Below are 21,819 nucleotides of genomic sequence, written 5' to 3'. Positions count from 1 at the left end.
TGCTGCGGATTGCTCTGGATGAGTCCTGCCGCACGCTGCCGGCAGGGCCCGGATGGACTACCGGTCGCCGGCCAACCAGGTGACCGCCTGGTCGAACAGCCGACGGTACCCGTCCCACTCCAGGAACTCGGCCGGCGCCCAGTGCGGCGAGATGTCCGAGGCGAAAGCGAGGGTGCGGCCCGCGCCCTCGGTGCGCACCGCCAGCAACGGGCGCGAGTCGACGGTGGCGAGCACCGTCGCGTCGGGCTTGGCGGTCAGCTTCTGGTAGCCGAGCAGGACCGGCCACTGCTGGTCCAGGCCCGCGGTGACCGGGTGCTCGGTGCCGGTGAGCTCGCCGAAGACGCCTTCGGGGCTCTCCACGCGGTCGTCGTAGGGCAGGATCTCCACCGGCAGCACCTCCTCGATCGGCGTGTCGTGGAAGTTCGCCTTGCCCTGGAAGCCCTGGAAGCTGAGGTAGCCGCCGGCCATCGCCAGCCCGCCGCCACCGCGCACCCACTCGGCCAGCAGCTTGAGCCGGTTCGGGAACCGGCGCCCCTGGTTGAACACCTGCGGGTGCAGCAGCAACGAGTTCGCGCCGATGTCCGACAGGATCACCACGTCGTACTCGCCGAGCTCGTCGAGCGACGCGGGGAAGTCCGTCGCCACGAGGTGCGACGGCAGGTGGACCACGTCGTGGCCCGCTCCGCGCAACGCGGCGAGCAACGCCTCGGCGCCGATTTCGAGCTGGGCTCGGTCGATGGCGTCGAAGCCCTTGACGTCGGTGGTCCTGGCCACCCAGGACTCCCCGGCCAGCAGCACGCGGCTCAATTCCGCCTCCCCGGTTGGAACGATGTTGCGCAAACTTTGCGCTCCGTGTTGCGCAAACTAATCCGCGCCGAACCCGCCGTCAAGAGCCCACCTGCGCCGACTTGCCGATACACTGCACCCAGAGCACTCGACGGAAGGGGCGCGGATGACGTTGACGCGCGTTGCGCAACGTGCGCAAGTGTCGACCTCGACGGCGTCGCGATACCTGCGCGGCCAGCTGAAGGTGCAGCCCGAGACCGCCGCGCGGATCGACGCCGCCGTCCGGGAGCTGCACTACGAGGTGCGTCCGGCGGCCACCGCGGACGGCGCGCGCGAGCACGCGCCGGTCATCGCGCTGATCGTCCCGGAGCTGGCCAACCCGTTCTTCGCCGCGCTGGCCGAGGAGATCGCCACCGCGGCCGCCGTCAGCGGCGCCTCGCTCGTCATCGGCGTCACCGGCAGGCAGGCGCAGCGCGAGGCCAAGGTCAGCGACTTCGTCGCGGGCACCGAGGACATCGACGGGATGATCTACGTCGGGATGCACCGCGAGAACCCGCGGCTGCTCCAGGCCATCGCCGACGGGCTCCCGGTGGTCGTCCTGGACGAGGAGATCGCCAACACCACCGGCGTGGACACCATCGGCGTGGACAACTACGGCGGCGCCTACCAGGCCACCGCCTACCTGGCGCAGCTCGGCCACCGGCGCATCGCGCACATCGCCGGGCCGCGGGAGCTGTCCACCACCCGCGACCGGCTGCGCGGCTACCGCGACGCGATGGAGCACGCCGGGCTGGACGTCGACGAGGACCTGATCCTGCACGGCCCCTACACCGAGCAGTTCGGCGCGAGCACCTTCCCGTACCTGACCGGAGCCGCGCAGCCGCCCACCGCGGTGTTCATCGGCAGCGACATCGCCGCGGTCGGCGTCCTCGGCGCCGCCGAGCTGCACGGCCTGAGCATCCCCGAGGACCTCTCAGTGGTGGGCTGCGACGGCATCCGGGTCGGCGAATGGCTGCGCCCGAAGCTGACCACCCTGCAGCAGCCCGTCGCCGAACTCGCCCGCGGCGCGCTGGAGCTCGTCCACGCCCGCATCACCGATCCCGGCGGCGGCACCGTGCGGCGGAATCTCCCGCTGCAACTGGTCATCCGCGGTTCCGCGGTCCCACCCCAGCACTGATCCGGAGGACCCGTGCCCGATCCCATCGAGCTCGCCCAGCAACTGATCCGCCTCGACACCCGCGCGGCCGGTGAGAAGGCCGCCGCCGAACTGCTCGCGCCGCTGCTCACCGACGCGGGCTTCGCGGTCACCGTCGACGAGCCGCGCCCCGGCCGCGCGAACCTCGTCGCCCGCTTCGGCACCGGCACGCCGATCACCCTCACCGGGCACCTCGACACCGTTCCCGCCGACCCGGCCACGTGGTCGTTCGACCCGCACAGCGGCGAGATCGACGGCGACCGGCTGCGCGGCCGGGGCAGCAGCGACATGAAGGCCGGCGTGGCGGCGATCGTCGCGGCCGCGGTGCGGGCCGCCCGCACCGCTCCCGAGGAACTCTCCGCGCAGCTGGTGTTCACCTTCGGCGAGGAGACCGGCTGCGAAGGCGCATCCCTGCTGCCCGAGCTCATCCCGAGCCCCGCGCTGCTGGTGGCCGAACCCACGGCGAACCGGATCGTGCTGGGGCACAAGGGAGTTCTGTGGCTGCGGCTGACCGCGCACGGCCGCAGCGCGCACGGATCCCGTCCCGAGCTCGGTGAGAACGCGCTGGCCGCGCTCGCCGAAACTGCGGTGCGCATCCACCGCAACGAGGGCTGGCCGGTCAGCCCGACGCACGGCCCGGCCACGGTCAACGTCGGCTCGTTCCACTCCGGCGTGCAGCCGAACCTGGTGCCCGACCGCGCCGAGCTGGTGCTCGACATCCGCACCACGCCGGAGTTCACCGCCGACGACGCGCGCGCCGCGATCGCCGGACTGGCCCTGCCCGGCACCGAGATCACCGCCGACCTGGACCTCCCGGGCGTGGCGACCAGCGCCGAGGACCCGCTCGCCCGGGCGATCGTGACGGCGCTGCACCCGGGGAACCCCGACCAGCGACCGGAGTACGCCACCTACTTCACCGACGCCTCGGTCCTGGCCCCGGCGCTCGGCTCCCCCGCGGTGATCGTCTACGGCCCGGGCGACCCCGACCAGGCCCACGTCAGCGACGAGACCTGCTCGGTCGCGGCCACCCGCGAAACCACCGAAGCGCTCACCCGCCTCCTGACCAACTGGTCGTCCATCCGCGGCTGATCACGCCGTGAGTGCGCGAGCCGGCTCCAACCGGTTCGCGCACTCACCTGCCGAGCTCGCGCTTGAGGACCTTGCCGGTCGCGGTCATCGGCAGCGAGTCGACGAACTCGACCAGCCTCGGATACTTGTAGTTCGCCAGCTGTTCCCTGGACCACGCGATGAGCTCGGCTTCGGTGACGTGCGCGGTGTCCGCCCGGATCACGAAGGCCTTGATCTCCTCGCCCCGGCTGTCGTGCGCGACGCCGACCACCGCGGCCAGGGACACGGCCTCGTGGCTCATCAGCACCTCCTCCACCTCCCGCGGGTAGACGTTGAACCCGGAGCGGACGATCATGTCCTTCGCCCGGTCGACGATGTAGTAGAAGCCGTCGGCATCGCGACGGGCGAGATCGCCGGTGCGGAACCAGCCGTCGCGCATGACCGCGGCGGTCGCCTCCGGCCGCGCGAGGTAACCCTTCATGACGTTGTGGCCGCGGATGGCGATCTCACCGACTCCTCCGTCCACCGCGTTCCACTGCTCGTCCACCAGTTCGACCTCGATTCCCCACACCGGCAGGCCGATCGACCCCGGCCGCGGGTCTTGCCCCGGTGGGCTGAAGATGGCCAGCGGCGAGGTCTCGGACAGGCCGTAGCCCTCGTGGATCCGGACGCCGAAGCGCTCCTCGAACCGCTTGTGGATCTCCACCGGCAGCGCCGCACCACCGGAGATGGCCAGCCGCAGGTTCTCGGCGCCGGAACTCCCCTGCGCATCGAGCAAACCCCAGTACATCGTCGGCACGCCCGCGAACACGGTGACGCCCTCCAGTGCCATCGCGTCCAACGCCGCGCCTGCCTCGAAACGCGGCATCAGGACCATTCTCGCGCCGACGGAGAAAGCCGCGTTCATGTTGATGCTCTGCCCGAAGGAGTGGAACAGCGGCAGAGCGACCAGGTGCGTGTCGCGCTCGGCCGGCGTGCTGTCGAAGAGCTGGTTCGCCGTCAGGGCGTTGAGCACCATGTTCGCGTGGCTGAGCTCGGCGCCCTTCGGCTGTCCGGTGGTGCCGCTGGTGTAGAGGATCACCGCGGTATCGGTCGATTCCCGCACCACCGTTGCGAACTCCGCATGGCTGTCCAACGCCTGAGCCAAGCTCTCGGTCCCCTCGATCGGAGAAGCCGCCTCGGGATCCGAGGTGATGATGAACAGGTTCGCGCACTCCGGGGCGCGGTCCGCGGCCGCGCGACCGCACTCACCCGTCGGCATCCCCGCAGAACCTTCGAAGCAGAAGTACGCCCGGGCACCGGAATCGTTGAGGTGATAGGCGATCTCCCGTTCTTTGAGCAGCACGTTGAGCGGTACGACCACTGCCCCGGCCTTGAGGATCCCGTAGTACGCGGCGACGAACTCCGGCAGGTTCGGGCAGGTGATCGCCACCCGGTCCCCGGGCCGAATTCCCCGCGACACCAGAAGCCCCGCGACCCGGTCGGCGAGCGCGCCGACCTCCGCGTAGGTCAGCCGTCGGTCACCGCACACCAGAGCCTCGCGATGCGGATGTCTGCGGACGGAGTCGTCCAGGAACACGGCCAGGTTCAGCACTCGGATCTCCTAAATGAGGTTGCGGATCAGTTCTCGTCCATCCGGCCCAGCTCCCGGACGAACTCCTCGGCAGGCGGCCAGGGGCCGTAGCCCGCAGCCGGGTTGAGGTGCCCGACGGCACCGGCGTCCACCAACCGACCGCCCCAGTCCCGGGCCATGTCGGCCACCTGCGCCAGGCGGGCGAGCGGATCGTTCGTGCTGGCCACGACGATGCTGGGGAACGGCAGCGGTTTCCGCGGTACCGGAAGCCAGCCGTTGTCGCTCAGCTCGTCCGGTGCCGGGTAGCCGTCCGGCAGCGGCGACTCGAAGTCGGGCGGAGTCGCCAGCAGAGCACCCCGGATCGGCCGGGAGTGCCGCTGCGCCCAGTGCACGGTGATCAGCACTCCGGCGCTGTGCGCGACGAGGACGACCGGACCGACGATCTCCGACACCACGCGGTCCAGTGCCGCGACACGGGCCGCCCGGCTGAGCTTGTCGTGTTCGAGGGGAGGCACGGTGCGGGTGTTCGGCAGCGTCCCGGCGAGGTGGGTCTGCCAGTGCTCGGCGACGTGGTCGCGCAGGCCCGGGACGATCACCGTGGTCGGGATCTCGTGGTCGTTCAACTCCTGCTCCAATCCCGCGCTCCGGCAGCGCGTTGGTCGAGTGCCGCGAGTTTCCGCAGTGCGGCCGGGTAGCGGCGTCTTCCGATCAGCAGGGCCGCGATGGCTCCGAGGTAGGCCAGCGGGGCGAGCTGGAGCGCGCCGAGCAGGCCGAGTCCGTCGGCCAGCAGTCCGATCGCGAACGGGCCCGCGGCCAGTCCCAGCAGGCTGTTGGCCAGGGTGAGCGACCCGAATCCGCTGGCCCGCAACGAGGTGTGGGTCAGATTGGCGACCATCGCGGTGGCGGGACCGGACGCCCCGGCCGAGAAGAACGCGCCGCATCCGATCACCACCAGCTGGAAAGTGCTTTCCTGTAGCTGGAAACCGATTCCCATCAGAACCGCGGCCGCCGCGCCGTAGCCGATCGAGGTGGTCCACCTGCGCTCCGGGCACCGTCGGCTCACCCGATCCGTGATGGCCCCGCAGACGATCATCCCGGCACCGATGAGCAGGACCAGAACCGCAGAGACGCCACCGGCCTGATCCGGGCCCATGCCGTGGTAGCGGTTGAGGTAGCTGGGCGTCCAGGCCAGCAGCACGGCGGCGACGAACATCTGCAGCCCGCTGCCGACGTAGGCGGAGATCACGGAAGTGTTGGAGAACAAGCTGGATAGCGGTGCGCGGCCCGTCTTCGGTTCCTCGGGCTCGGGCCCGTGCTGGTAGCGGTCCAGCTTCCGCTGGGTGACGGCGAAGCGGAACAGCACGACCAGGACCAGTCCGATGGCGGCCATGAACGCCAGTGCCCAGCGCCAGCCGAACTGGACCGCGATGATGCCGCCGAGCGCGACACCGATCGTGGAACCGAACGAGCCACCGGCCATGAACGCACCGCCCAGCGTGGCGCGGACGTGTGGCGCGAACACGCTGAGCACCACCGCGATTCCGACGCTGCCGTAGGCCGCTTCTCCCACTCCGACGAGGAATCGCGCACCGAGCATCTGCCCGTAGTCGGTGGCGATCGCGCACAGCAGCGTCGCCGCGCTCCACACCACTGCCATCAGCACCAGGCTGCGGACCCGTCCCCACCGGTCGGCGAGGATCGACAGCGGGAAGGTGAGCAGGCCGACCATCATCGCCACCACGCTGGTGAGCGAGGCGAGCTGGGAGTCCGACAGCCCCCACTCGGCTTTCAAGAACGGGAACACCGCGCTGAGGACTTGCCTGGACATGTAGTCCGACAGCAGCAGCCCGAAGGTCAGGGCGAAGACGATCCACGGGTAGATCCGCGATCTGGCGGGAGCTGCCCGGCCGGGCAGCTGCGGAGCGGACGGAGCGTGCGACTTCATTGTCACTCCTCGACTGGCTCTTGCCTGCGATGTCCTCCTGGTGGAGCGCCGGGGCGCGGATCCCGGTAGGGCTCCGCGCCCCGGCTGTTACCCCCTGGCGACCGGTGGGTGACCGGTGCTAGGCGTGGTGGGTGAAACCGACCTGACCGGGCTTGCGGTTCGGGGCGAACCCGACCTTGGCGAGGGTTTCCTCGGCGTCGGCGTAGGTTTCACCGATCCGGTAGATCTCGCGGGCCTCCTTGCCGGTGGCCACCTCGCGGCCGAGCTCGCCCGCGATGCGCACCAGCTGCTCGATCTGCTGGACCGAGGTCTTCTTCTCGCCCTTGCGGCCCCAAATGGTGTCCTCGTTGCCGCACCGGACGTGCAGTCCCATCGCGATGGCCATCGCGTTGACCGGAAGCACGCTGCGCATCAGGGTTTCCAGCGTCAGCACCGCGCCGTCGGGGCAGCGCCGGACGAACTCCATCATGTTGTACGGGTTCGGGCCGTCGAACCCGCCGCCGATGCCGACCCAGGTGACCATGAACGGTCCGGTGTAGGCACCGCGCCGCATCAGCCGCTCGACGGTTTCCAGCTGCGGGATGCTGGCCAGCTGGAAGTGCGGCTGGATTCCGGCCGCGCGCAGCCGCTTCAGGTGCTCCTCGACCCAGCCCGGGCCTGCGGGCACGAACATCTCCCGGTAGGCCTCGGCCACCGCCGGGCGGGTCAGCGACGTGCCCGCGATGTCGTCGGCGGTCATCAGCTCCATGATGTTCATCTGGTTGGTGTTGATGGCGATGGTCACCTGGTCCGGAGCCGGGTCGAGCTCGGCCAGCATGTGCCGGGTGTCGTCGCTGAGCCACTTGGCCTCCGCGCCCTCGCCTTCCGGCGCGAAGGAGATCGAGCCACCGACCTGCAGGATCATGTCCGGGACGGCTTCGCGCAGCCTGCCCAGCAGCTCGTTGAACTTGGACAGTCGCTTGGATCCCTTGCCGTCGAGCTCGCGCACGTGGATGTGCAGCACCGTCGCGCCGGCGTTGTAGCAGTCGACCGCCTGCTGGACGTGCTCGTCCATCGTCAGCGGAAGGTCCTCCCGGAAGTCGTCGGGCTCCCACTCGGGCCCGTACGGCGCCGCCGTGATGACGAGCTTCTCCTGGTTCTCCGGGAACAGCGAATCGTCGTGGAAGTGCATGCGTTCTTCTCCTTGTCCGGGTGGCGCTTCGAGATCTCGGCGGAGGTCAGAACGGCCGGTCGCCCGTGATTCCGGCGCGTTCCATCTTGCGGACCGCGGGCCAGTAGTCCTGCACCGCGTAGTGCTGCGTGGAGCGGTTGTCCCAGATCGCGACGCTGTTCTCCGTCCACCGCCAGCGCACCTGGTACTCCGGGATCGCCGCCTGGGCGACCAGGTAGTTGAGCAGGTTGCTCGCACCGGGGGCGTAGTCGCTGCCGAAGCGGACGTTCTCCGGCGTGTGGTAGTTGACGAAGTGCGTGGTGAAGGCGTTGACGAACAGGATCTGCTCACCGGTCTCCGGATGGGTGCGCACCACCGGGTGCTCCGCGTCGGGGTAGCGGGCCTTCAGCTGGTGGCGCTGCTCCACCGGCAGCGCAGCGCCGAAGCTCGCCTCGATGCTGTGCCGGGCGCGCAGTCCCGCGATCTGGCTCTTGACGTGGGCGGGGAGCTTCTCGTAGGCAGCGGCCATGTCGACCCAGATGGTGTCGCCGCCGACCTCAGGTCCTTCCACGCACCGCAGCACGCAGCCCATCGGCGGCTCGGCACGCCAGGTCGCGTCGCAGTGGAAGGCGTTCTCGTAGTGCTCGGCCGGGCTGTCGAGGTCCTTGTAGATCCGCACCAGCCCCGGGTGGTCCGGATCGCTGCCGGCCACCGGGTGATCTTCGAGCGCGCCGAAGCGCTGGGCGAAGGACACGTGGTCGGCACGGCTGACGTCCTGGTCCCGCAGGAACAGGACCTTGTGCCGGAGCAGCAGTGACCGCAGCTCGGCGAACAGCTCGTCGTCGCGCGCCACCTCACCCAGGTCGACGTCGAACAGCTCGGCGCCGATGGTGCAGGTGAGCTTCTCGTGCCTGATCGTGGTCGTCCGGACCGCGCTGGACATGGCAGTACCGCCTCTCCCTGTTCCGCCTCTCCGCGATTCACAGTGGTGGTTGCGTTCGTGAGCAATCTCGCGTTGGGCGGTTTCTTGTGGCTGGGTTGCATCACGGCCCCTGAGCTGCGGTTGAGCAGGACTCGGGACCACAACTCAGGGCTGATCTGGGCTGCTCATGGCTGTTCTGCCACGGGCCGGTGGTTCAGAGCGAGAAGACCGAAGATCCGGCGCAGCGGCCCGATTCCAGGTCTCGGTGCGCCTGCACCGCGTCTTCGAGGGCGTAGCGCTGGTTGATCCCGATCCGGATCCGCCCGGTGGCGACGTGGTCGAACAGCTCTCCCGCCAGCTCGGCGCGCTCGACCGGATCGGCGATGTAGTCGGCGAGCGCGGGGCGGGTGACGAACACCGATCCCCGGACCGCGAGCTGCATCGCGTCGATGGGCGGGACGGGGCCGGATGCGGTACCGAAGCACACCAGCAGCCCTCGGCGGGCCAGCGAGTTGAGCGAGCTCTGGTAGGTGGCCGCGCCGATGCTGTCGTAGACGACCGGAACTCCCGCACCACCGGTGATCTCCCGGACCCGCTCGGCCACGTCCTCGCGCTTGTAGACCACCACGTGGTCACAACCGTGGGCACGAGCGACCGCGGCCTTCTCGTCTGTCGAGACCGTGCCGATCACGTTGATCCCCAGCAGTTTCGCCCACTGCAGGAAGATCAGTCCCAGACCGCCGGCCGCAGCGTGCAGCAGGACGGTGTCGCCCTCGCGCAGCGGGTGGATGCGGCGCAGCAGGTAAGCCGTGGTGAGCCCGCGCATGGTCATCGACGCGGCCGTGTCGAAGCCGATCTCGTCCGGCAACGGGATCAACGGCCCGGCGGGCATCACGCGCTCGGTGCTGTAGGCGCCGAGCGGGCTGCCGGTGTAGGTGACCCGATCGCCTTCCCCGATGTGCCGCACCCCGTCACCGACGGCCTCAACGACACCCGCCGCCTCCACGCCCATCCCAGCAGGCAGCGGTGCCGGGTAGAGACCGGTGCGGAAATAGGTGTCGGCGAAGTTCAGCCCCACCGCGTGGTGGCGGATGCGGACCTCGCCCGGCCCGGGATCGGCGACGTCGACCTCCTCCCACCGCATGACCTCCGGTCCACCGGTCTGGTGGAAGCGAACGGCTTTCGCCATGACCTTCTCCGTCCCGGCCGGGCACTCGGGTGCCACGGCCACGTCCTGGTGTTCTTCCGGTCAGTTCCCGGGATCGACGATGTCCCGTGGTTCCACTCCGCCACGTCCGCGCGGAGCGCCGTATCCGCCTGTCCCCCAGGTGAATTCGGTTGGCAATCGACGCCCGTCGTTGAGCGTGAGCCACAACCGGCGCGGAAGCTCCGCCGCCGCCGTACCGGAGTGCGCATGGAGCACCGAGTAGTTGTTGAACAGCTGGATGTCGCCCGGTTCGGCGTCGAACTCGAACCGGAACTCCTCCGCGAGCTCGTCGATCAGGTCGAACAGCGCCACGTCGGCGGGCTCCAGCCCGTGCGCACCCGGGAAGCGCTGTGCCGACTCGATGTCCCGGCGCGCGTAGCGGAAGCTCAGCTTTCCCTCGTACCAGCACGCCAGCGGGACCGAGCGGTACGGCGGTTCGCCGGGAAGCTGCTCACCCCACCGGTCGAACCGGAACCGCCGGTACATCCGCTCGACCAGGGCGGGATCGCGGCGGAGGATCTCGTTGTACAGCGCCGCAGAGCTGACGACGGTGCTCCACCCACCCGAACCCAGCAGTGCCACCACATCGGACCCACCGGTCCGCAGTTCCTGCTCGCACCGGACACGGGCGAGCTTGCGGCCGAAGGCGTCCTGCGAGACCGGAACGCCCAGGTGCTGGGCCATTCCCCAGAAGATCGTGTTGATCTCGGCCACGTCGTAACGGCACACCGGAAGGCCCTTGAGCACCGCGAAACCGCGCCCGAACTCCAACTCGCGTGCGATGCGCTGCAGCTCGAACCCGAGCGAGGGAAGGGGAAACCGATCGCGGGTGAGGTTCAGCAGCGAAATCCCGTACTTCCGCACCGCTCGCAGCGCGGACTCGACCTCGCCGAGGTGGACCGGGGAGAGTCCGAACTGCCACTCGGCACCGAGGTCAGCCGGTTTCCACGCCGCCCGGCACGGCTCGCGCAGCACGTCGACGGGAGCGGACTCCACCGCGACTTCGGCCATGACGTCCTCCATCCGGATCGGCTGTGATGGAAGCGACATTAGGCGTCGGTAACGGCGACGGCTTATCCTCCAGGGACGGAATGCTGATCATTTCGGGACATCGCGGAGGCCTGTCATGAAGCCGCTGGCTCGCTACGCAGCGCTGAACAGCTACGTCGACGTCAGCCGCGCCCTGGGCATCGAACCGGCACGGATGATGCGGGAGGCCGGGCTCGATCCGGCGGGCATCGCGGTCCAGGACCGGTGGATTCCCGCCGCGGCCGTCGCACTGCTCCTCGAACGTTCGGCGGCGATCTCCGGGCACCAGGACTTCGGGCTGCTGCTGGCCGAACGCCGCCGCTTCGCCAACCTCGGGCCGCTGAGCCTGGTCATCCGCGAGGAGCCGGACGTCCGCAGCGCACTGACGATCCTCCTCCGCCACGAGCACATGTACAACGAAGCGCTGCGGATGCGAATGGCCGTGCTGAACGGATTGGCGACCGTCCGCGTCGCGTTCGAGTTGGGCGATCAGACCGAGACCAGGCAGGCGGCAGAGCTCGCCCTGGGCACCTTGCACCGGCTGCTGCGCGGATTCCTCGGGCCGCTCTGGCAGCCGGTCGCCGTATGCTTCGCCCACCGAGCACCTGCGGACCCCACCACGCACCAGCGGGTATTCGGCTCGATGCTCAAGTTCGAGCAGGACTTCAACGGGATCACGTTCTACGAGCACGACCTCGACGCGCCCAACAAGATGTCGGATCCGCTCATGCGCACCTACGCCTACCAGTTCCTCGATTCCCTGGAGACACCGAAGGACACCTCCGCGCTGGAGCGGGTCCGGGAACTGATCGAGCTCCTGCTTCCCACCGGCCGGTGCTCGGTCGAGCAGGTCGCGCGCAGCCTCGGCGTGGACCGGCGGACGGTGCACCGGCAACTCGCCGACGCCGGCGAGACGTTTTCATCGCTTCTGCAGGCGACGAGGGCGGAGCTGGCCGCGAACCTGGTGGGAAACCAGCGCTACACCTTCACCGAGATCACCGACCTGCTGTCGTTCTCCTCACCGGGCAACTTCTCCCGCTGGTTCCGCGCCCACTTCGCCTGCAGCCCCAGCCAGTGGCGGTCCCGGCACCGCAACTCCGACTGACCAACCGGAGCCTCGCGCCCGAGAACGGCGAAGCGGGCCGCTCCCGGTGGGAACGGCCCGCTCGGCGGTGGTGTCAGCGTCGCGCCTTGCCGATCTCCTCGCGGAGCACGTCGGGGCGGTCGCTGATGATCCCGTCCACCCCGCGGTCGATCAGCGTCCGCATCAGCGGCGCGTCGTTGACCGTGTACGGGTTGATGCTCATCCCGTGCGCGTGGACCGCGGCGATGTACTCCGGAGTGGCCTGCGCGTGGTTCGGGTTGACCTGGTTCGAGTAGGTGGCCACCTCGGCGAGCTGGTCCACGGACGGCGCACCCAGCACGCCCACCTGCACGCCCGGCAGCAGGTCGTGGAAGTCGCGGATGAAGTCCCAGTTGAAGCTCTGCACCACCAGGTTGCGGGCCTTGTGGTCGGGGCGGACCCACGACGGCCGCGCCCGGAGCTCGTCGGCGATGCGCTCGGTGATGCCCGGGTACAGCTCCGGCGACTTCGCCTCCAGCAGCAGGCCCGACGGTCCGCGCTGCAGCACGTCGAGCACCTCGGCCAGCGTCGGGACGCGCTCACCGGCGAACTCCGGGGCCTTCCACGAACCGGCGTCCAGGGTGCGGATCTCGGCGAGGGTGAAGTCGGAGATCCGCCACGGCCCGCGGTCCGGGAACTTCTGCTCGGCGTCGGTGGTGCGCGCCAGCGTGTTGTCGTGGATGACGACCAGCTCGCCGTCCTTGGTCTGCTGGACGTCGATCTCGACCAGGTCCGCGCGCATCCGGACCCCGAGCCGCACCGCGGCGAGGGTGTTCTCCGGCGCGTACGCGGATGCCCCGCGGTGGGCGATGGTGGCCACATCGGTCTTGGCGGCGGTGGCGACGGGCGCGGCGACCACTGCGGGTGCCAGGCCGATCGAGGCCACCAGTGCGGCTGCCGCGGCAACCACGGTCCGGCGCAACATGCGAACTCCTCGTCTGCTTTGTCCGAAACGTCGATCAGATCCTGGTCGCCGCACCCATCGCCCGCGTGATCACCGCCGGACCAACGGGTGTCCCCGACGTGAACCTTCGGCCTCATGAGTACACAGTGGACCGATCCGGACACCGTGCGCGCGCGGACGATCACCGGAGGTCATCGCCCGCACGGAAGTTGTTCCAGGCCGATCGGATCGGTCCTGATCGGACGGCACCGCCCCGTGAGTGCTTTGTGTCGCTATGGCCGCACAAAACACTCACGGGCCACCACCTGCCGAAACGGAACGCGGATTCGGCGACCGTCAGCGGAGGAGGCCGTCGTGGAGGGCTCTGAGGACTGCGTTGGTCCTGTCTCTGGCCGCTAGTTTCAGGAGGATCGTGGAGACGTGGTTCTTCACCGTTCCATCCGCCAGGTTCAGGGCCGCCGCGATCTCGCGGTTGCTGTAGCCCTCGGCCATCAGGCGCAGGACCTCCAGCTCCCGGCCGGTGAGCTCCTGGATCGCCACCGGCGATTCCGCGCCCACCGGTGCCGGGCCGTCCTGGATCGCGCGCAGCAGCCGGTCGGTGATGGACGGGGCGATCAGGGTTCCACCGTCGGCCAGCGTTCGCACCGCTCGGGCCAGCTGCTCGACGGTCACGTCCTTGAGCAGGTAGCCGCGTGCTCCGGCGCGCAGGGCGTCCAGGACCAGGGTGTCGTCGTCGAACGTGGTGAGGATCAGCGCCGGGACCGGGCAGGCACGCTCGCGGAGGCGTTCCAGGGTCCAGATCCCGTCGTGGCGCGGCATCCTCAGGTCGAGGAGCACCACGTCGGGTTCCTGCTGCTCGATGACGTCGAGGGCCGCCGCGCCGTCGTCGGCCTGGCCCACCACCTCCACGCCGGCCAGTTCCAGGAGCGTCACGATGCCCTGGCGGACCAGGGTCTGGTCGTCGACGACCACCACCCGCGTCATCGGGCCGGCACCCATGCCGCCACCCGGAAGCCGTTGCTGCCGTCGAATTCGGCGTCGCCGCCTGCGTTCGCGAAGCGCTCCGCCAGGCCGCGCAGGCCGTGGCCGGGGACCACCGGCGATGCGCCGCGCCCGTCGTCGCCCGCGGTGAGCCGCACCTTCGTCCCGTCGCGTTCGACCAGCACCCACAGCTCCTTCGCACCGGCGTGCCGCAGCGCGTTCGTGACGATCTCCTGGACCGCACGCACCAGCACCGTCATCTGCTCCTCGTCCACTTCCACATCGGCGGCCACGTCGACCGCCACGTCCAGCCCCGGCACCGCGCGGCCGATCTCCGCGAGCGCGTCGGCCAGCGAACCCGCCGGGGCCGCGCGGATCTCGCCTACCGTCGCGCGCACGTCCGCGAGCAGCGCGCGGGCCACGGAGTTCGCTCGTTCGACGTGTTCGCGCCCGGCCTCGCCGTCGCGGTGGCGGGCCGCTTCCAGCTCCAGCGTCAGCACGGTGAGCTGGTGGCCGACGAGGTCGTGCAGTTCCCGGGCGATCCGCAGCCGCTCGGTCGATCGCGCCGACTCGCCGAGCAGCACCGTCGCGGCCTGGAGGTCGACGTGCGCCTCGGTCAGCTCCCGGCGCATCCGCTTCTCCCGGCCGATGGCCAGCACGCTGAGCACGGCCGAGACCTGGATCAGCAGGTAGAACCCACCGGAAATCCACAGATCCGCGGCGCCGAGGTCCCGCACCACCATGCTCGCGACGATCACCGCGGTGTTCAGCAGCACCACCGCGAAGTTGGCCCGCATGCCGAGGACTTCCGGTCCGAGCGCCGCGATCACCACCAGCAGCACCGGCATCAGCCCGGCGTCCGGCGCGGTCAGCACCGTCAGCCAGGCCAGCGCGGTGGCCGAGGCGAAGCAGCCCAACCGGACGTTGCGGCGCTCGGAGGTCAGCAGGAACCACACGGCGACGAAGATCGCCGCGAACGCCGCTGTCCACATCGGACGGGGCAGCTCCGGGTCCACCGCGCCGACGAGCACCGGAAGGCCCACGCCCGCCGACACCAGCAGCATGGCGATTCCGGACCAGCCTTCCGCACCGAGACCTCGCATCGCGCCAGCCTACGGTCGGCCGCGGGCCGCGGGCAGGTGCCGAAAGTCATGGTCCTGATCACTGACCAGCGGCACATGTGCGCACCCGCCCGCCGTTCCTAGCGTCAGCGGCATGACAGGCAACCCGGCGGTGCTCGTCGAGCACCTGCACAAGCGCTACCGCGACAGCGTCGCCGTCCAGGACATCTCGTTCTCAGTGGCGCCCGGCGAGGTGTTCGGCATCCTCGGCACCAACGGCGCGGGCAAGACGACCACGGTGGAGATGATCGCCGGTCTGCGCGCCCCGGACGGCGGGCGGGTCCGAGTGCTGGGGCTGGATCCGCAGCGCGACCGCCGCGCCGTCCGGCACCTGCTCGGCGTCCAGCTCCAGGAGGCCCGGCTGCACGACTCGCTCACCGTCGCCGAGCTCGTCGAGCTGTACCGCAGCTTCTACCCGGACCCCCGCCCGGCGGGCGAGCTCCTGGAGATGGTCGAGCTCACCGCCAAGCGCGGCACCAGGTTCGACCGCCTCTCCGGCGGGCAGCAGCAGCGGCTGTCCATCGCCCTGGCCCTGGCCGGGCGGCCGAAGGTGGTCGTGCTCGACGAGCTCACCACCGGGCTCGATCCGCGCGCCCGGCGGCGCATCTGGGCTTCCATCGCCTCGCTGCGCGAGGAAGCGGTGATCCTGGTCAGCCACGCGATGGACGAGGTGGAGGAGCTCTGCGACCGGGTCGCGCTGCTGGCAGCCGGGCGGCTGATCGCGCTCGGCACCCCGGCCGAGCTGGTCGCGAAGTCGGGGACGAGCAGTCTCGAAGAGGCGTTCGTGGCGCTGACCGGCCGCCACGTCGAGGACGGAGTCACATGACACCCCTTGTGCCAACCGAAGTCCTGCCCAACCAAACCTCAGGGGACCGTGATGCAACCCAGCCACAAGAAACCGCAGAACGCGAGATACATCCCGAACGCAACCACCGCTGAAAATCGCGGAGAGGCGGAACTGCGCATGACCGCGCACCGGGTCGGGCCGCGGGCCTGGGCGCTGCTGATCCGCAGCGAGCTGAAGATGGTCGTCCGGGACACCGCCGGGCTGATCGTGCCGCTCGGCATGCCGATCCTGATCCTGATCATGAACGCCGCCGGCGCCGGCGGTGAGGAGGTCGGGGCCGGGCTCACCGCGCTCGAAGCGTTCGTGCTGCCGCTCGTGCTCACCATCGTCATCGCGATGCTCGGCCTCATCAACATGCCGAGCTCCCTGGCGACCTACCGCAAGACCGGCGTCCTGCGCAGGCTCGCCGTCACCCCGGCGTCGCCGCTGATGGTGCTCGTCGCGCAGGTCGTCGTCAGCCTCGCCCAGGTGCTGCTCGGCACCGCTGCGGCCCTCGGCATCGCCGTGCTGGCCTTCGGCGCGCAGCCACCGCGCGACCTGGGCATCGCGCTCGGCGTGCTCGCGCTGTCCGTCGCGGCGATGTATGCGCTGGGCATGGTGGTCGCCTCGGTCGCGCCGACGCCGAACTCCTCCGTCGCGATCGGTCTCGTCCTGTTCTTCGCGCTCGGGGCGCTCGGCGGCCTGTTCGGCGGAACGGGCGGGCTCGGCGACACCGTGGCGCAGATCGGCCAGGTGCTGCCCTTCGGCGCGAGCGTCCAGGCCCTCGCCGCGGCGTGGGCCGGTCAGGCGGTCGCGACGGCGAGCCTGGTGAGCCTCGCGGTGACCGCAGTGCTCGGCACCACCGCCTCCGCGCTGCTGTTCCGGTGGGACCGCTGACCGCGCTGGGTGCCGCGGCGTGCGTCGGTTTCCTGGTCGTGTTCGGCATCGACGGCTGGACGCGACCGGGCTACCGGCCCCGGCGGCACCCGGTGAGCGCGCTGGCCCTCGGCCCGCGCGGTTGGCTGCAGACGGCGAACTTCCTGATCAGCGGGCTCTGCATCACCGTCGGAGCACTCGGGGTCTGGAGTGCCGCGCCGATGCTGGCGCTGGGGATCGCGGTGCTCGGCATCGCTCTCGTCGCGTCGGGAATCTGGACCAGATGCGCGGCTACCCGCCCGGCACGCCGGACACCACTCCGGAGGCGTATTCCAAGGGCCATGCGCGGCACGAGCAGGCCGGTGCCGTGGTGTTCGGCGGGATGCCGGTGGTGGCGCTCACCGCGACGCTGAGCGATCTCGCCGCGCCGGTGCGCATCGTGTCGGCGATCGGGCTGGTCGTCGCGGTGTTCGCGACTATTAGATTCGCTACCGCCTGGGAGCGCGACGACCCGCTCACCGGCCGCTGGCAGCGCATCGCGCTGATCGCGGGACTGGGCCAGCTCGCCGTGGTCTTCGCCCCGATCTGAGCTGGTGGTCCTGTTACCGCTCGCGGCCAGCTGCTCACCGGCTTCACCCTGACCGCGAGCTCCGGCCAGCACATTCGTCCACAAGGGACTGATCACGACCAACCGGACAAATCGGCGATGATCCGGTAGCCTGCGGCCATCGTGCGGTCGACGAGCGGGGCGCGAGGTCCGTGCTTACGCTGATCGCCGACAGATCGACAACACCCGAACGCCAGCGGAGGGGCCGTGCTCGAAATCACCGCGCTGACCTGGGTGCTCACCGTCGCACTGATCATCGCGCTGCTGGCCGTCGACCTGGTCATGGCGTGGCTGCGCCCGCACCGGGTGGGCTTCGCCGAGGCGACCGCGTGGTCGGTGGGCTACGTGCTGGTGGCGATCCTCTTCGGCATCTGGTTCTCGATGGAGTACGGCGGGCAGTTCGGCACCGAGTACTTCGCCGGCTACCTCGTCGAGAAGAGCCTCTCGGTCGACAACCTGTTCGTCTTCGTGATCATCATGACCACCTTCGCGGTGCCGGAGGAGCACCAGCACAAGGTGCTGACCTTCGGCATCGTGCTCGCGCTGATCATGCGCGCGATCTTCATCGCGATCGGTGCGACGCTGCTGTCGCTGTTCTCCGTGATGTTCCTGGTCTTCGGCCTGTTGCTGATCTACACCGCGGTGCAGCTGTTCCGGCACCGCGACGAGGACCCCGACGTCGAGAACAACGCCGTGGTCAACGCCGCGCGCCGGGTCCTGCCGGTGTCCGGCGAGTACGTCGGCGGCAAGCTGACCACCCGCGTCGACGGGCGGCGGATGGTCACCCCGATGTTCATCGTGCTGATCGCGATCGGCAGCGTGGACCTGCTGTTCGCGCTGGACTCGATCCCGGCGGTGTTCGGCGTGACCTCCGAGGCCTACATCGTCTTCACCGCCAACGCCTTCGCCCTGCTCGGCCTGCGCGCGCTGTTCTTCCTCGTCAAGGGCCTGCTGGAGCGCCTGGTCTACCTCTCGACCGGGCTGGCGCTGATCCTGGTGTTCATCGGCGTCAAGCTGATCCTGCACTGGGCGCACGTGGACATCGACGAGCGCGTCCCGGAGATCCCGACGTCGATCAGCCTGCTCGTGATCATCGCGGTGCTGGCGGTCGTGACCGTGGCGAGCCTGATCAAGACCCACCGCGACCCGACCGCTAAGGCCCACCCGGGCTCGCTGCGGGCGCACCCCTCCCCGGTGGACTCACCGGAGAGCACTGACGAGCGGTGATCACCCGGCCAGCTTCTTCACGAACCAGCTCACCGCGCGGTCGACGGCCTCGCGGGCTTCGGGATCGGCGCCGTGGTCCTCGAAACCGTGCTCGGCGTGCGGGATCTCGATGACTTCCAGATCGGCACCGGCGTTGCGGGCCTCCTGCACGAACGCGTCCTGGCTGGGCACGAAGAACTCGAAGTCCTTGCCGACCCGCACCAGCAGCTTCGGCAGCTCGGGGTGCTCGGAGACCGCCTCGACGGTGTTGAAGCGCGGCTTGTCCCCCGGCCAGTCCGGCGGCGGGGCGAGCACCGGGTAGGTGAACCCGACCGCGCGGAGCCAGGACGGCGCGGCGCGCAGCCATGCCGCGCCGATCGGGCCGCCGCCGGAGAAGAACCACAGCGCGATGCGGTCGCTGTCGACCGCCTCCAGCTCCCGGACCCGCTCGACCACCGCGGCCACGTCGTCGGAGGCCTCCGGGTAGAGCTCGTCGGAGTGCAGGCGGTGGTTGAAGGTGATCCCGACCAGCCCGGACGCCGCGACCAGGGCGCCGTAGCGGATGAAGCCCTCCCAGTCGCGCGGACGGGGTTCCATGTCCTCCGGCACCGGTCCGCCGTGCACGAAGATCACCGCCGGACGGGGCCCGGCGTGCGAATCGTCGGGGTAGTGGACGTCCATCACTTCGTCGCGGACGCGCCGGACCGGCTCGACGTCGTGGAAGAACGGAACCTCAGTCATATCCGCATGAGATCAGATCCGGTCCGGCGGTGTCAGGTCTTTTCACGGAACGAGGACGATCTTGCCCGCCGCGTGCCCGCGCTCGACCTCGGCGAGCGCCGCACCGGCTTCGTCGAGCGGCCGGACCTGCTTGACCAACGGGTCCAGCTCGCCCGCGAGGACCAGTCTCGCCAGCTCGGCGAGGACGGCGGTGCTGCGGTCCCGCACGACCGTCCGGCCACCGAGCTCGGCGGCCAGCGGCTTGTCGGCCACCGACAGCAGCTTCGTCCGGTCCTCGACCAGCTCGGCGACGGTGCGCAGCGCCGCCCCGCCGGCCAGGTCGAAGACGGCGTCGACGCCGTCCGGCGCGGCGGCGCGCACCCGCTCCAGGACACCGTCGCCGTAGGCCACCGGAGTCGCGCCGAACCCGGCGAGGAGCTCGTGCTTGGCCGGGCTCGCCACTCCCACCACCGAGATCCCCCGGGCGCGCGCGAGCTGCACGACCGGAATCCCCACTCCGCCACCGGCACCGTTGACCAGCAAGGTCGCCCCGGCAGGCAGGCCGAGGTCGTTCAGCGCGTCGTGCGCGGTCCCCGCCGCGACCGGCAGCACCGCGGCGGCCTCCGGCGCCACTCCGGCGGGCCGGTGCGCGGTGAAGGACGCGGTGACCACGGCCTGCTCCGCCCAGCCGCCGACCATGCCCGGACAACCGCCGAACACCTCGTCACCGACCGAGAACCCCGTCACGCCGTCTCCGAGCGCGATGACCGTTCCGGCCACCTCGCGCCCGAGGACCGCAGGCCCGGCAACGCCGTAGGTGCCCTCGCGGAGCCGCCAGTCCCCCGGGTTCACGCCCGCTGCGCGCACCCGCACCAGCAGCTCGCCCGGACCGGGCTCGGGCACCGGCAGGTCGAAGAAGCACTCCCGCTCCGGACCGCCCACTTCGGAGAAACCGTAAGCCCGCACACCAACTCCTCGTCACCCAAGGCCGACTTCGGAGTCGACCCTACCCGCAAGGGCGAATCCCGGGCCCGGCCGGGAAAAGCGACGGCCGCCGCACCTGACCATCCACAGAGGACTGCAGGGCGCGGCGGCCGCGGCGGGGAGTCAGCTCACCGGGACGGATTGCTGGATCGGGGCACCGGTCTTCTCCCGGACTTCCTCCTCGGTGACGCCGGGCGCGAGCGCGGCCAGCCGGAGGCCCTCCGGGGTCACGTCGAGGACCGCCAGGTCCGTGACGATCCGGTTGACCACGCCCGCGCCGGTCAGCGGCAGCGTGCACTTCTCGACGATCTTCGGCGAGCCGTCCTTGGCGACGTGGTCGGTGAGCACCACGATCCGGCGGGCGCCGACGACCAGGTCCATCGCGCCGCCCATGCCCTTGACCAGCGCACCGGGGATCGTCCAGTTCGCCAGGTCACCGTTCTCGGCGACCTGCAGCGCACCCAGGATGGCGATGTCGATGTGCCCGCCGCGCATCATCGCGAAGGAGGCCGCCGAGTCGAAGTAGCTGGCCCCGGGGTTGATCGTGACCGTCTGCTTGCCCGCGTTGATGAGGTCGGGATCCTCCTCCCCCTCGTAGGGGAACGGGCCGAGGCCCAGGATTCCGTTCTCGCTCTGCAGCGTCACCCGCACCCCTTCCGGGATGTGGTTGGCGACCAGCGTGGGGATGCCGATGCCGAGGTTGACGTAGTCGCCGTCGCGGAGTTCGGCGGCGGCGATGGCCGCCATCTCTTCACGAGTCCAGGTCATGGTTGCTCCCAGGGAGGATGTGCGGAGTGGGGACTAGTCGGCCGCGGGAACGCGGGGCCGCACGGTGCGCTTCTCGATGGCCTTGACGCGCGGGACGGCCTGGACCAGCCGGTGGACGTAGATCCCCGGGGTCACCACCACCTCCGGGTCCAGGTACTCCTCGCTGAGGTGCTCGGCCTCGACCACCGTCACCTTCCCGCAGGTCGCCACGACCGGGTTGAAGTTCCGCGCGCTCGACCGGTAGACGAGGTTGCCCGCCGGGTCGGCGGTGTGGGCGTGCACGAGCGCCACATCGGCCACGATCGCCCGTTCCTGCACGTAGGTGTGCCCGTCGAACTCCGCGTGCGGCTTGCCCTCGGCGACCGGGGTCCCGACGCCCGCGCGGGTGTAGAACGCGGCGATTCCCGCGCCACCGGCGCGCATCCGCTCCGACAGCGTGCCCTGCGGCGCGAACTCCACGGTCAGCGTCCCGTCCAGGTACTGCTCGGCGAACAGCTTGTTCTCCCCCACGTAGGAGGCGATCACCTTGGCGACCTGCTGGTTCTCCAGCAGCAGCCCGAGCCCCTTGCCGTCCACGCCCATGTTGTTGGAGACCACCGTCAGCCCGGTGACCCCGCTGTCCCGGACGACCTCGATGAGATCGTTCGGGTTGCCGCACAGGCCGAACCCGCCGACGGCGATCGTCATCCCGTCTTCGAGCACCCCGGCCAGCGCCTCGGCCGCACTCGAGCGCAGCTTGGACACCTGATCACCTCTCCATCGGTCCGCTGGACGAACAGCAGCAGTAAAGAATCGTACCCCCGTTCACCGCAACAAACCGGGATCGAT

General features: G+C 70.1%; 22 protein-coding genes and 1 pseudogene. 8 read left to right on the top strand and 15 right to left on the bottom strand.

Annotated features, from left to right (window positions below; all coding sequences use genetic code 11):
* Nucleotides 1-57 precede the first annotated feature (57 nt).
* A complete protein-coding gene (locus ATL45_RS26340) occupies nucleotides 58-798 on the bottom strand; it encodes a glutamine amidotransferase (protein ID WP_246025870.1) in 741 nt (246 codons plus the stop codon).
* A 154-nt stretch (nucleotides 799-952) separates the two neighbouring features.
* Between ATL45_RS26340 and ATL45_RS26335 the strand changes: the two genes are divergently transcribed.
* Complete coding sequence (locus ATL45_RS26335) at nucleotides 953-1,963, top strand: LacI family DNA-binding transcriptional regulator (RefSeq protein WP_093159437.1); 1,011 nt, start codon at nucleotides 953-955, stop codon at nucleotides 1,961-1,963.
* A gap of 12 nt (nucleotides 1,964-1,975) precedes the next feature.
* Nucleotides 1,976-3,070, top strand: a complete 1,095-nt coding sequence (locus ATL45_RS26330) for a M20/M25/M40 family metallo-hydrolase (RefSeq protein WP_093159434.1) — start codon at nucleotides 1,976-1,978, stop codon at nucleotides 3,068-3,070.
* A gap of 43 nt (nucleotides 3,071-3,113) precedes the next feature.
* On the opposite strand, the gene ATL45_RS26325 is transcribed toward ATL45_RS26330, so the two are convergent.
* From ATL45_RS26325 to ATL45_RS26295, 7 genes are all read right to left on the bottom strand, one after another.
* Nucleotides 3,114-4,643: a long-chain-fatty-acid--CoA ligase gene (locus tag ATL45_RS26325; protein ID WP_093159432.1), complete on the bottom strand. Its 1,530-nt coding sequence runs from the start codon at nucleotides 4,641-4,643 to the stop codon at nucleotides 3,114-3,116.
* A 26-nt stretch (nucleotides 4,644-4,669) separates the two neighbouring features.
* Nucleotides 4,670-5,245: an RBBP9/YdeN family alpha/beta hydrolase gene (locus ATL45_RS26320; protein ID WP_093159539.1), complete on the bottom strand. Its 576-nt coding sequence runs from the start codon at nucleotides 5,243-5,245 to the stop codon at nucleotides 4,670-4,672.
* A complete protein-coding gene (locus tag ATL45_RS26315) occupies nucleotides 5,242-6,567 on the bottom strand; it encodes an MFS transporter (RefSeq protein WP_093159429.1) in 1,326 nt (441 codons plus the stop codon). The genes ATL45_RS26320 and ATL45_RS26315 overlap by 4 nt, the downstream gene beginning before the upstream one ends.
* A gap of 118 nt (nucleotides 6,568-6,685) precedes the next feature.
* Nucleotides 6,686-7,738 carry a beta-keto acid cleavage family enzyme gene (locus ATL45_RS26310; protein WP_093159427.1) on the bottom strand — a complete coding sequence of 351 codons (1,053 nt, stop codon included), beginning with the start codon at nucleotides 7,736-7,738 and terminating at the stop codon, nucleotides 6,686-6,688.
* A gap of 46 nt (nucleotides 7,739-7,784) precedes the next feature.
* Nucleotides 7,785-8,660, bottom strand: a complete 876-nt coding sequence (locus ATL45_RS26305; RefSeq protein WP_093159424.1) for a TauD/TfdA dioxygenase family protein — start codon at nucleotides 8,658-8,660, stop codon at nucleotides 7,785-7,787.
* 193 nt (nucleotides 8,661-8,853) lie between these two features.
* Nucleotides 8,854-9,828 (bottom strand): quinone oxidoreductase family protein, encoded by a 975-nt coding sequence (locus ATL45_RS26300; RefSeq protein WP_093159536.1) that lies wholly within the window; start codon nucleotides 9,826-9,828, stop codon nucleotides 8,854-8,856.
* Between the two features lie 60 nt (nucleotides 9,829-9,888).
* A complete protein-coding gene (locus ATL45_RS26295; RefSeq protein ID WP_170210355.1) occupies nucleotides 9,889-10,857 on the bottom strand; it encodes a TauD/TfdA family dioxygenase in 969 nt (322 codons plus the stop codon).
* Nucleotides 10,858-10,972: 115 nt separating this feature from the next.
* Here ATL45_RS26295 and ATL45_RS26290 point away from each other — a divergent pair, with 115 nt between their 5' ends.
* Entirely contained in the window at nucleotides 10,973-11,980 is a 1,008-nt protein-coding gene (locus ATL45_RS26290; RefSeq protein ID WP_093159420.1) for an AraC family transcriptional regulator, read from the top strand.
* Between the two features lie 73 nt (nucleotides 11,981-12,053).
* Here the strand turns inward: ATL45_RS26290 and ATL45_RS26285 are convergent, their stop codons facing one another.
* From ATL45_RS26285 to ATL45_RS26275, 3 genes are all read right to left on the bottom strand, one after another.
* Complete coding sequence (locus ATL45_RS26285) at nucleotides 12,054-12,923, bottom strand: glycerophosphodiester phosphodiesterase (protein WP_093159417.1); 870 nt, start codon at nucleotides 12,921-12,923, stop codon at nucleotides 12,054-12,056.
* A gap of 315 nt (nucleotides 12,924-13,238) precedes the next feature.
* Complete coding sequence (locus ATL45_RS26280; protein ID WP_093159534.1) at nucleotides 13,239-13,886, bottom strand: response regulator; 648 nt, start codon at nucleotides 13,884-13,886, stop codon at nucleotides 13,239-13,241.
* Nucleotides 13,883-14,986, bottom strand: coding sequence for a sensor histidine kinase (locus tag ATL45_RS26275; protein ID WP_211841291.1), 1,104 nt, complete (start codon nucleotides 14,984-14,986; stop codon nucleotides 13,883-13,885). The genes ATL45_RS26280 and ATL45_RS26275 overlap by 4 nt, the downstream gene beginning before the upstream one ends.
* 112 nt (nucleotides 14,987-15,098) lie before the next feature.
* On the opposite strand from ATL45_RS26275, the gene ATL45_RS26270 reads away from it, so the two are divergent.
* From ATL45_RS26270 to ATL45_RS26255, 5 genes and pseudogenes are all read left to right on the top strand, one after another.
* Nucleotides 15,099-15,830, top strand: a complete 732-nt coding sequence (locus tag ATL45_RS26270) for an ABC transporter ATP-binding protein (RefSeq protein ID WP_093159411.1) — start codon at nucleotides 15,099-15,101, stop codon at nucleotides 15,828-15,830.
* 138 nt (nucleotides 15,831-15,968) lie between these two features.
* Nucleotides 15,969-16,727, top strand: coding sequence for an ABC transporter permease (locus ATL45_RS26265; RefSeq protein WP_093159408.1), 759 nt, complete (start codon nucleotides 15,969-15,971; stop codon nucleotides 16,725-16,727).
* A pseudogene (locus ATL45_RS40270) lies at nucleotides 16,625-16,924 on the top strand (DUF998 domain-containing protein); the annotation flags it as partial. The gene ATL45_RS26265 and the pseudogene ATL45_RS40270, both read left to right, overlap by 103 nt.
* Before the next feature lie 65 nt (nucleotides 16,925-16,989).
* Nucleotides 16,990-17,295 carry a DUF998 domain-containing protein gene (locus ATL45_RS40070; RefSeq protein ID WP_256258593.1) on the top strand — a complete coding sequence of 102 codons (306 nt, stop codon included), beginning with the start codon at nucleotides 16,990-16,992 and terminating at the stop codon, nucleotides 17,293-17,295.
* A 225-nt stretch (nucleotides 17,296-17,520) separates the two neighbouring features.
* Complete coding sequence (locus tag ATL45_RS26255; RefSeq protein WP_093159406.1) at nucleotides 17,521-18,540, top strand: TerC family protein; 1,020 nt, start codon at nucleotides 17,521-17,523, stop codon at nucleotides 18,538-18,540.
* On the opposite strand, the gene ATL45_RS26250 is transcribed toward ATL45_RS26255, so the two are convergent.
* From ATL45_RS26250 to ATL45_RS26235, 4 genes are all read right to left on the bottom strand, one after another.
* Nucleotides 18,541-19,260 carry an alpha/beta hydrolase gene (locus ATL45_RS26250; RefSeq protein ID WP_093159403.1) on the bottom strand — a complete coding sequence of 240 codons (720 nt, stop codon included), beginning with the start codon at nucleotides 19,258-19,260 and terminating at the stop codon, nucleotides 18,541-18,543.
* Nucleotides 19,261-19,302: 42 nt separating this feature from the next.
* A complete protein-coding gene (locus ATL45_RS26245; RefSeq protein ID WP_093159401.1) occupies nucleotides 19,303-20,205 on the bottom strand; it encodes an NADP-dependent oxidoreductase in 903 nt (300 codons plus the stop codon).
* Nucleotides 20,206-20,346: 141 nt separating this feature from the next.
* Nucleotides 20,347-20,991, bottom strand: coding sequence for a CoA transferase subunit B (locus ATL45_RS26240; RefSeq protein ID WP_093159398.1), 645 nt, complete (start codon nucleotides 20,989-20,991; stop codon nucleotides 20,347-20,349).
* Nucleotides 20,992-21,024: 33 nt separating this feature from the next.
* The gene (locus tag ATL45_RS26235) at nucleotides 21,025-21,735 is read right to left on the bottom strand and encodes a CoA transferase subunit A (protein ID WP_093159395.1); all 711 of its coding nucleotides are present in this window, start codon (nucleotides 21,733-21,735) and stop codon (nucleotides 21,025-21,027) included.
* Between the last annotated feature and the right edge of the window lie 84 nt (nucleotides 21,736-21,819).

The organism is Saccharopolyspora antimicrobica, from assembly GCF_003635025.1.
Classification (GTDB): domain Bacteria; phylum Actinomycetota; class Actinomycetes; order Mycobacteriales; family Pseudonocardiaceae; genus Saccharopolyspora; species Saccharopolyspora antimicrobica.
This window is presented reverse-complemented; position numbering and strand designations above follow the sequence as displayed.

Excerpts from the sequence above, each read along its gene's own strand:
- ATL45_RS26335 (WP_093159437.1), top strand. The coding sequence starts at position 953 with ATGACGTTGACGCGCGTTGCGCAACGTGCGCAAGTGTCGACCTCGACG.
- ATL45_RS26315 (WP_093159429.1), bottom strand. The coding sequence starts at position 6,567 with ATGAAGTCGCACGCTCCGTCCGCTCCGCAGCTGCCCGGCCGGGCAGCT.
- ATL45_RS26310 (WP_093159427.1), bottom strand. The coding sequence starts at position 7,738 with ATGCACTTCCACGACGATTCGCTGTTCCCGGAGAACCAGGAGAAGCTC.
- ATL45_RS26305 (WP_093159424.1), bottom strand. The coding sequence starts at position 8,660 with ATGTCCAGCGCGGTCCGGACGACCACGATCAGGCACGAGAAGCTCACC.
- ATL45_RS26300 (WP_093159536.1), bottom strand. The coding sequence starts at position 9,828 with ATGGCGAAAGCCGTTCGCTTCCACCAGACCGGTGGACCGGAGGTCATG.
- ATL45_RS26295 (WP_170210355.1), bottom strand. The coding sequence starts at position 10,857 with ATGGCCGAAGTCGCGGTGGAGTCCGCTCCCGTCGACGTGCTGCGCGAG.
- ATL45_RS26290 (WP_093159420.1), top strand. The coding sequence starts at position 10,973 with ATGAAGCCGCTGGCTCGCTACGCAGCGCTGAACAGCTACGTCGACGTC.
- ATL45_RS26285 (WP_093159417.1), bottom strand. The coding sequence starts at position 12,923 with ATGTTGCGCCGGACCGTGGTTGCCGCGGCAGCCGCACTGGTGGCCTCG.
- ATL45_RS26280 (WP_093159534.1), bottom strand. The coding sequence starts at position 13,886 with ATGACGCGGGTGGTGGTCGTCGACGACCAGACCCTGGTCCGCCAGGGC.
- ATL45_RS26275 (WP_211841291.1), bottom strand. The coding sequence starts at position 14,986 with ATGCGAGGTCTCGGTGCGGAAGGCTGGTCCGGAATCGCCATGCTGCTG.
- ATL45_RS26270 (WP_093159411.1), top strand. The coding sequence starts at position 15,099 with ATGACAGGCAACCCGGCGGTGCTCGTCGAGCACCTGCACAAGCGCTAC.
- ATL45_RS26265 (WP_093159408.1), top strand. The coding sequence starts at position 15,969 with ATGACCGCGCACCGGGTCGGGCCGCGGGCCTGGGCGCTGCTGATCCGC.
- ATL45_RS40070 (WP_256258593.1), top strand. The coding sequence starts at position 16,990 with ATGCGCGGCTACCCGCCCGGCACGCCGGACACCACTCCGGAGGCGTAT.
- ATL45_RS26250 (WP_093159403.1), bottom strand. The coding sequence starts at position 19,260 with ATGACTGAGGTTCCGTTCTTCCACGACGTCGAGCCGGTCCGGCGCGTC.
- ATL45_RS26240 (WP_093159398.1), bottom strand. The coding sequence starts at position 20,991 with ATGACCTGGACTCGTGAAGAGATGGCGGCCATCGCCGCCGCCGAACTC.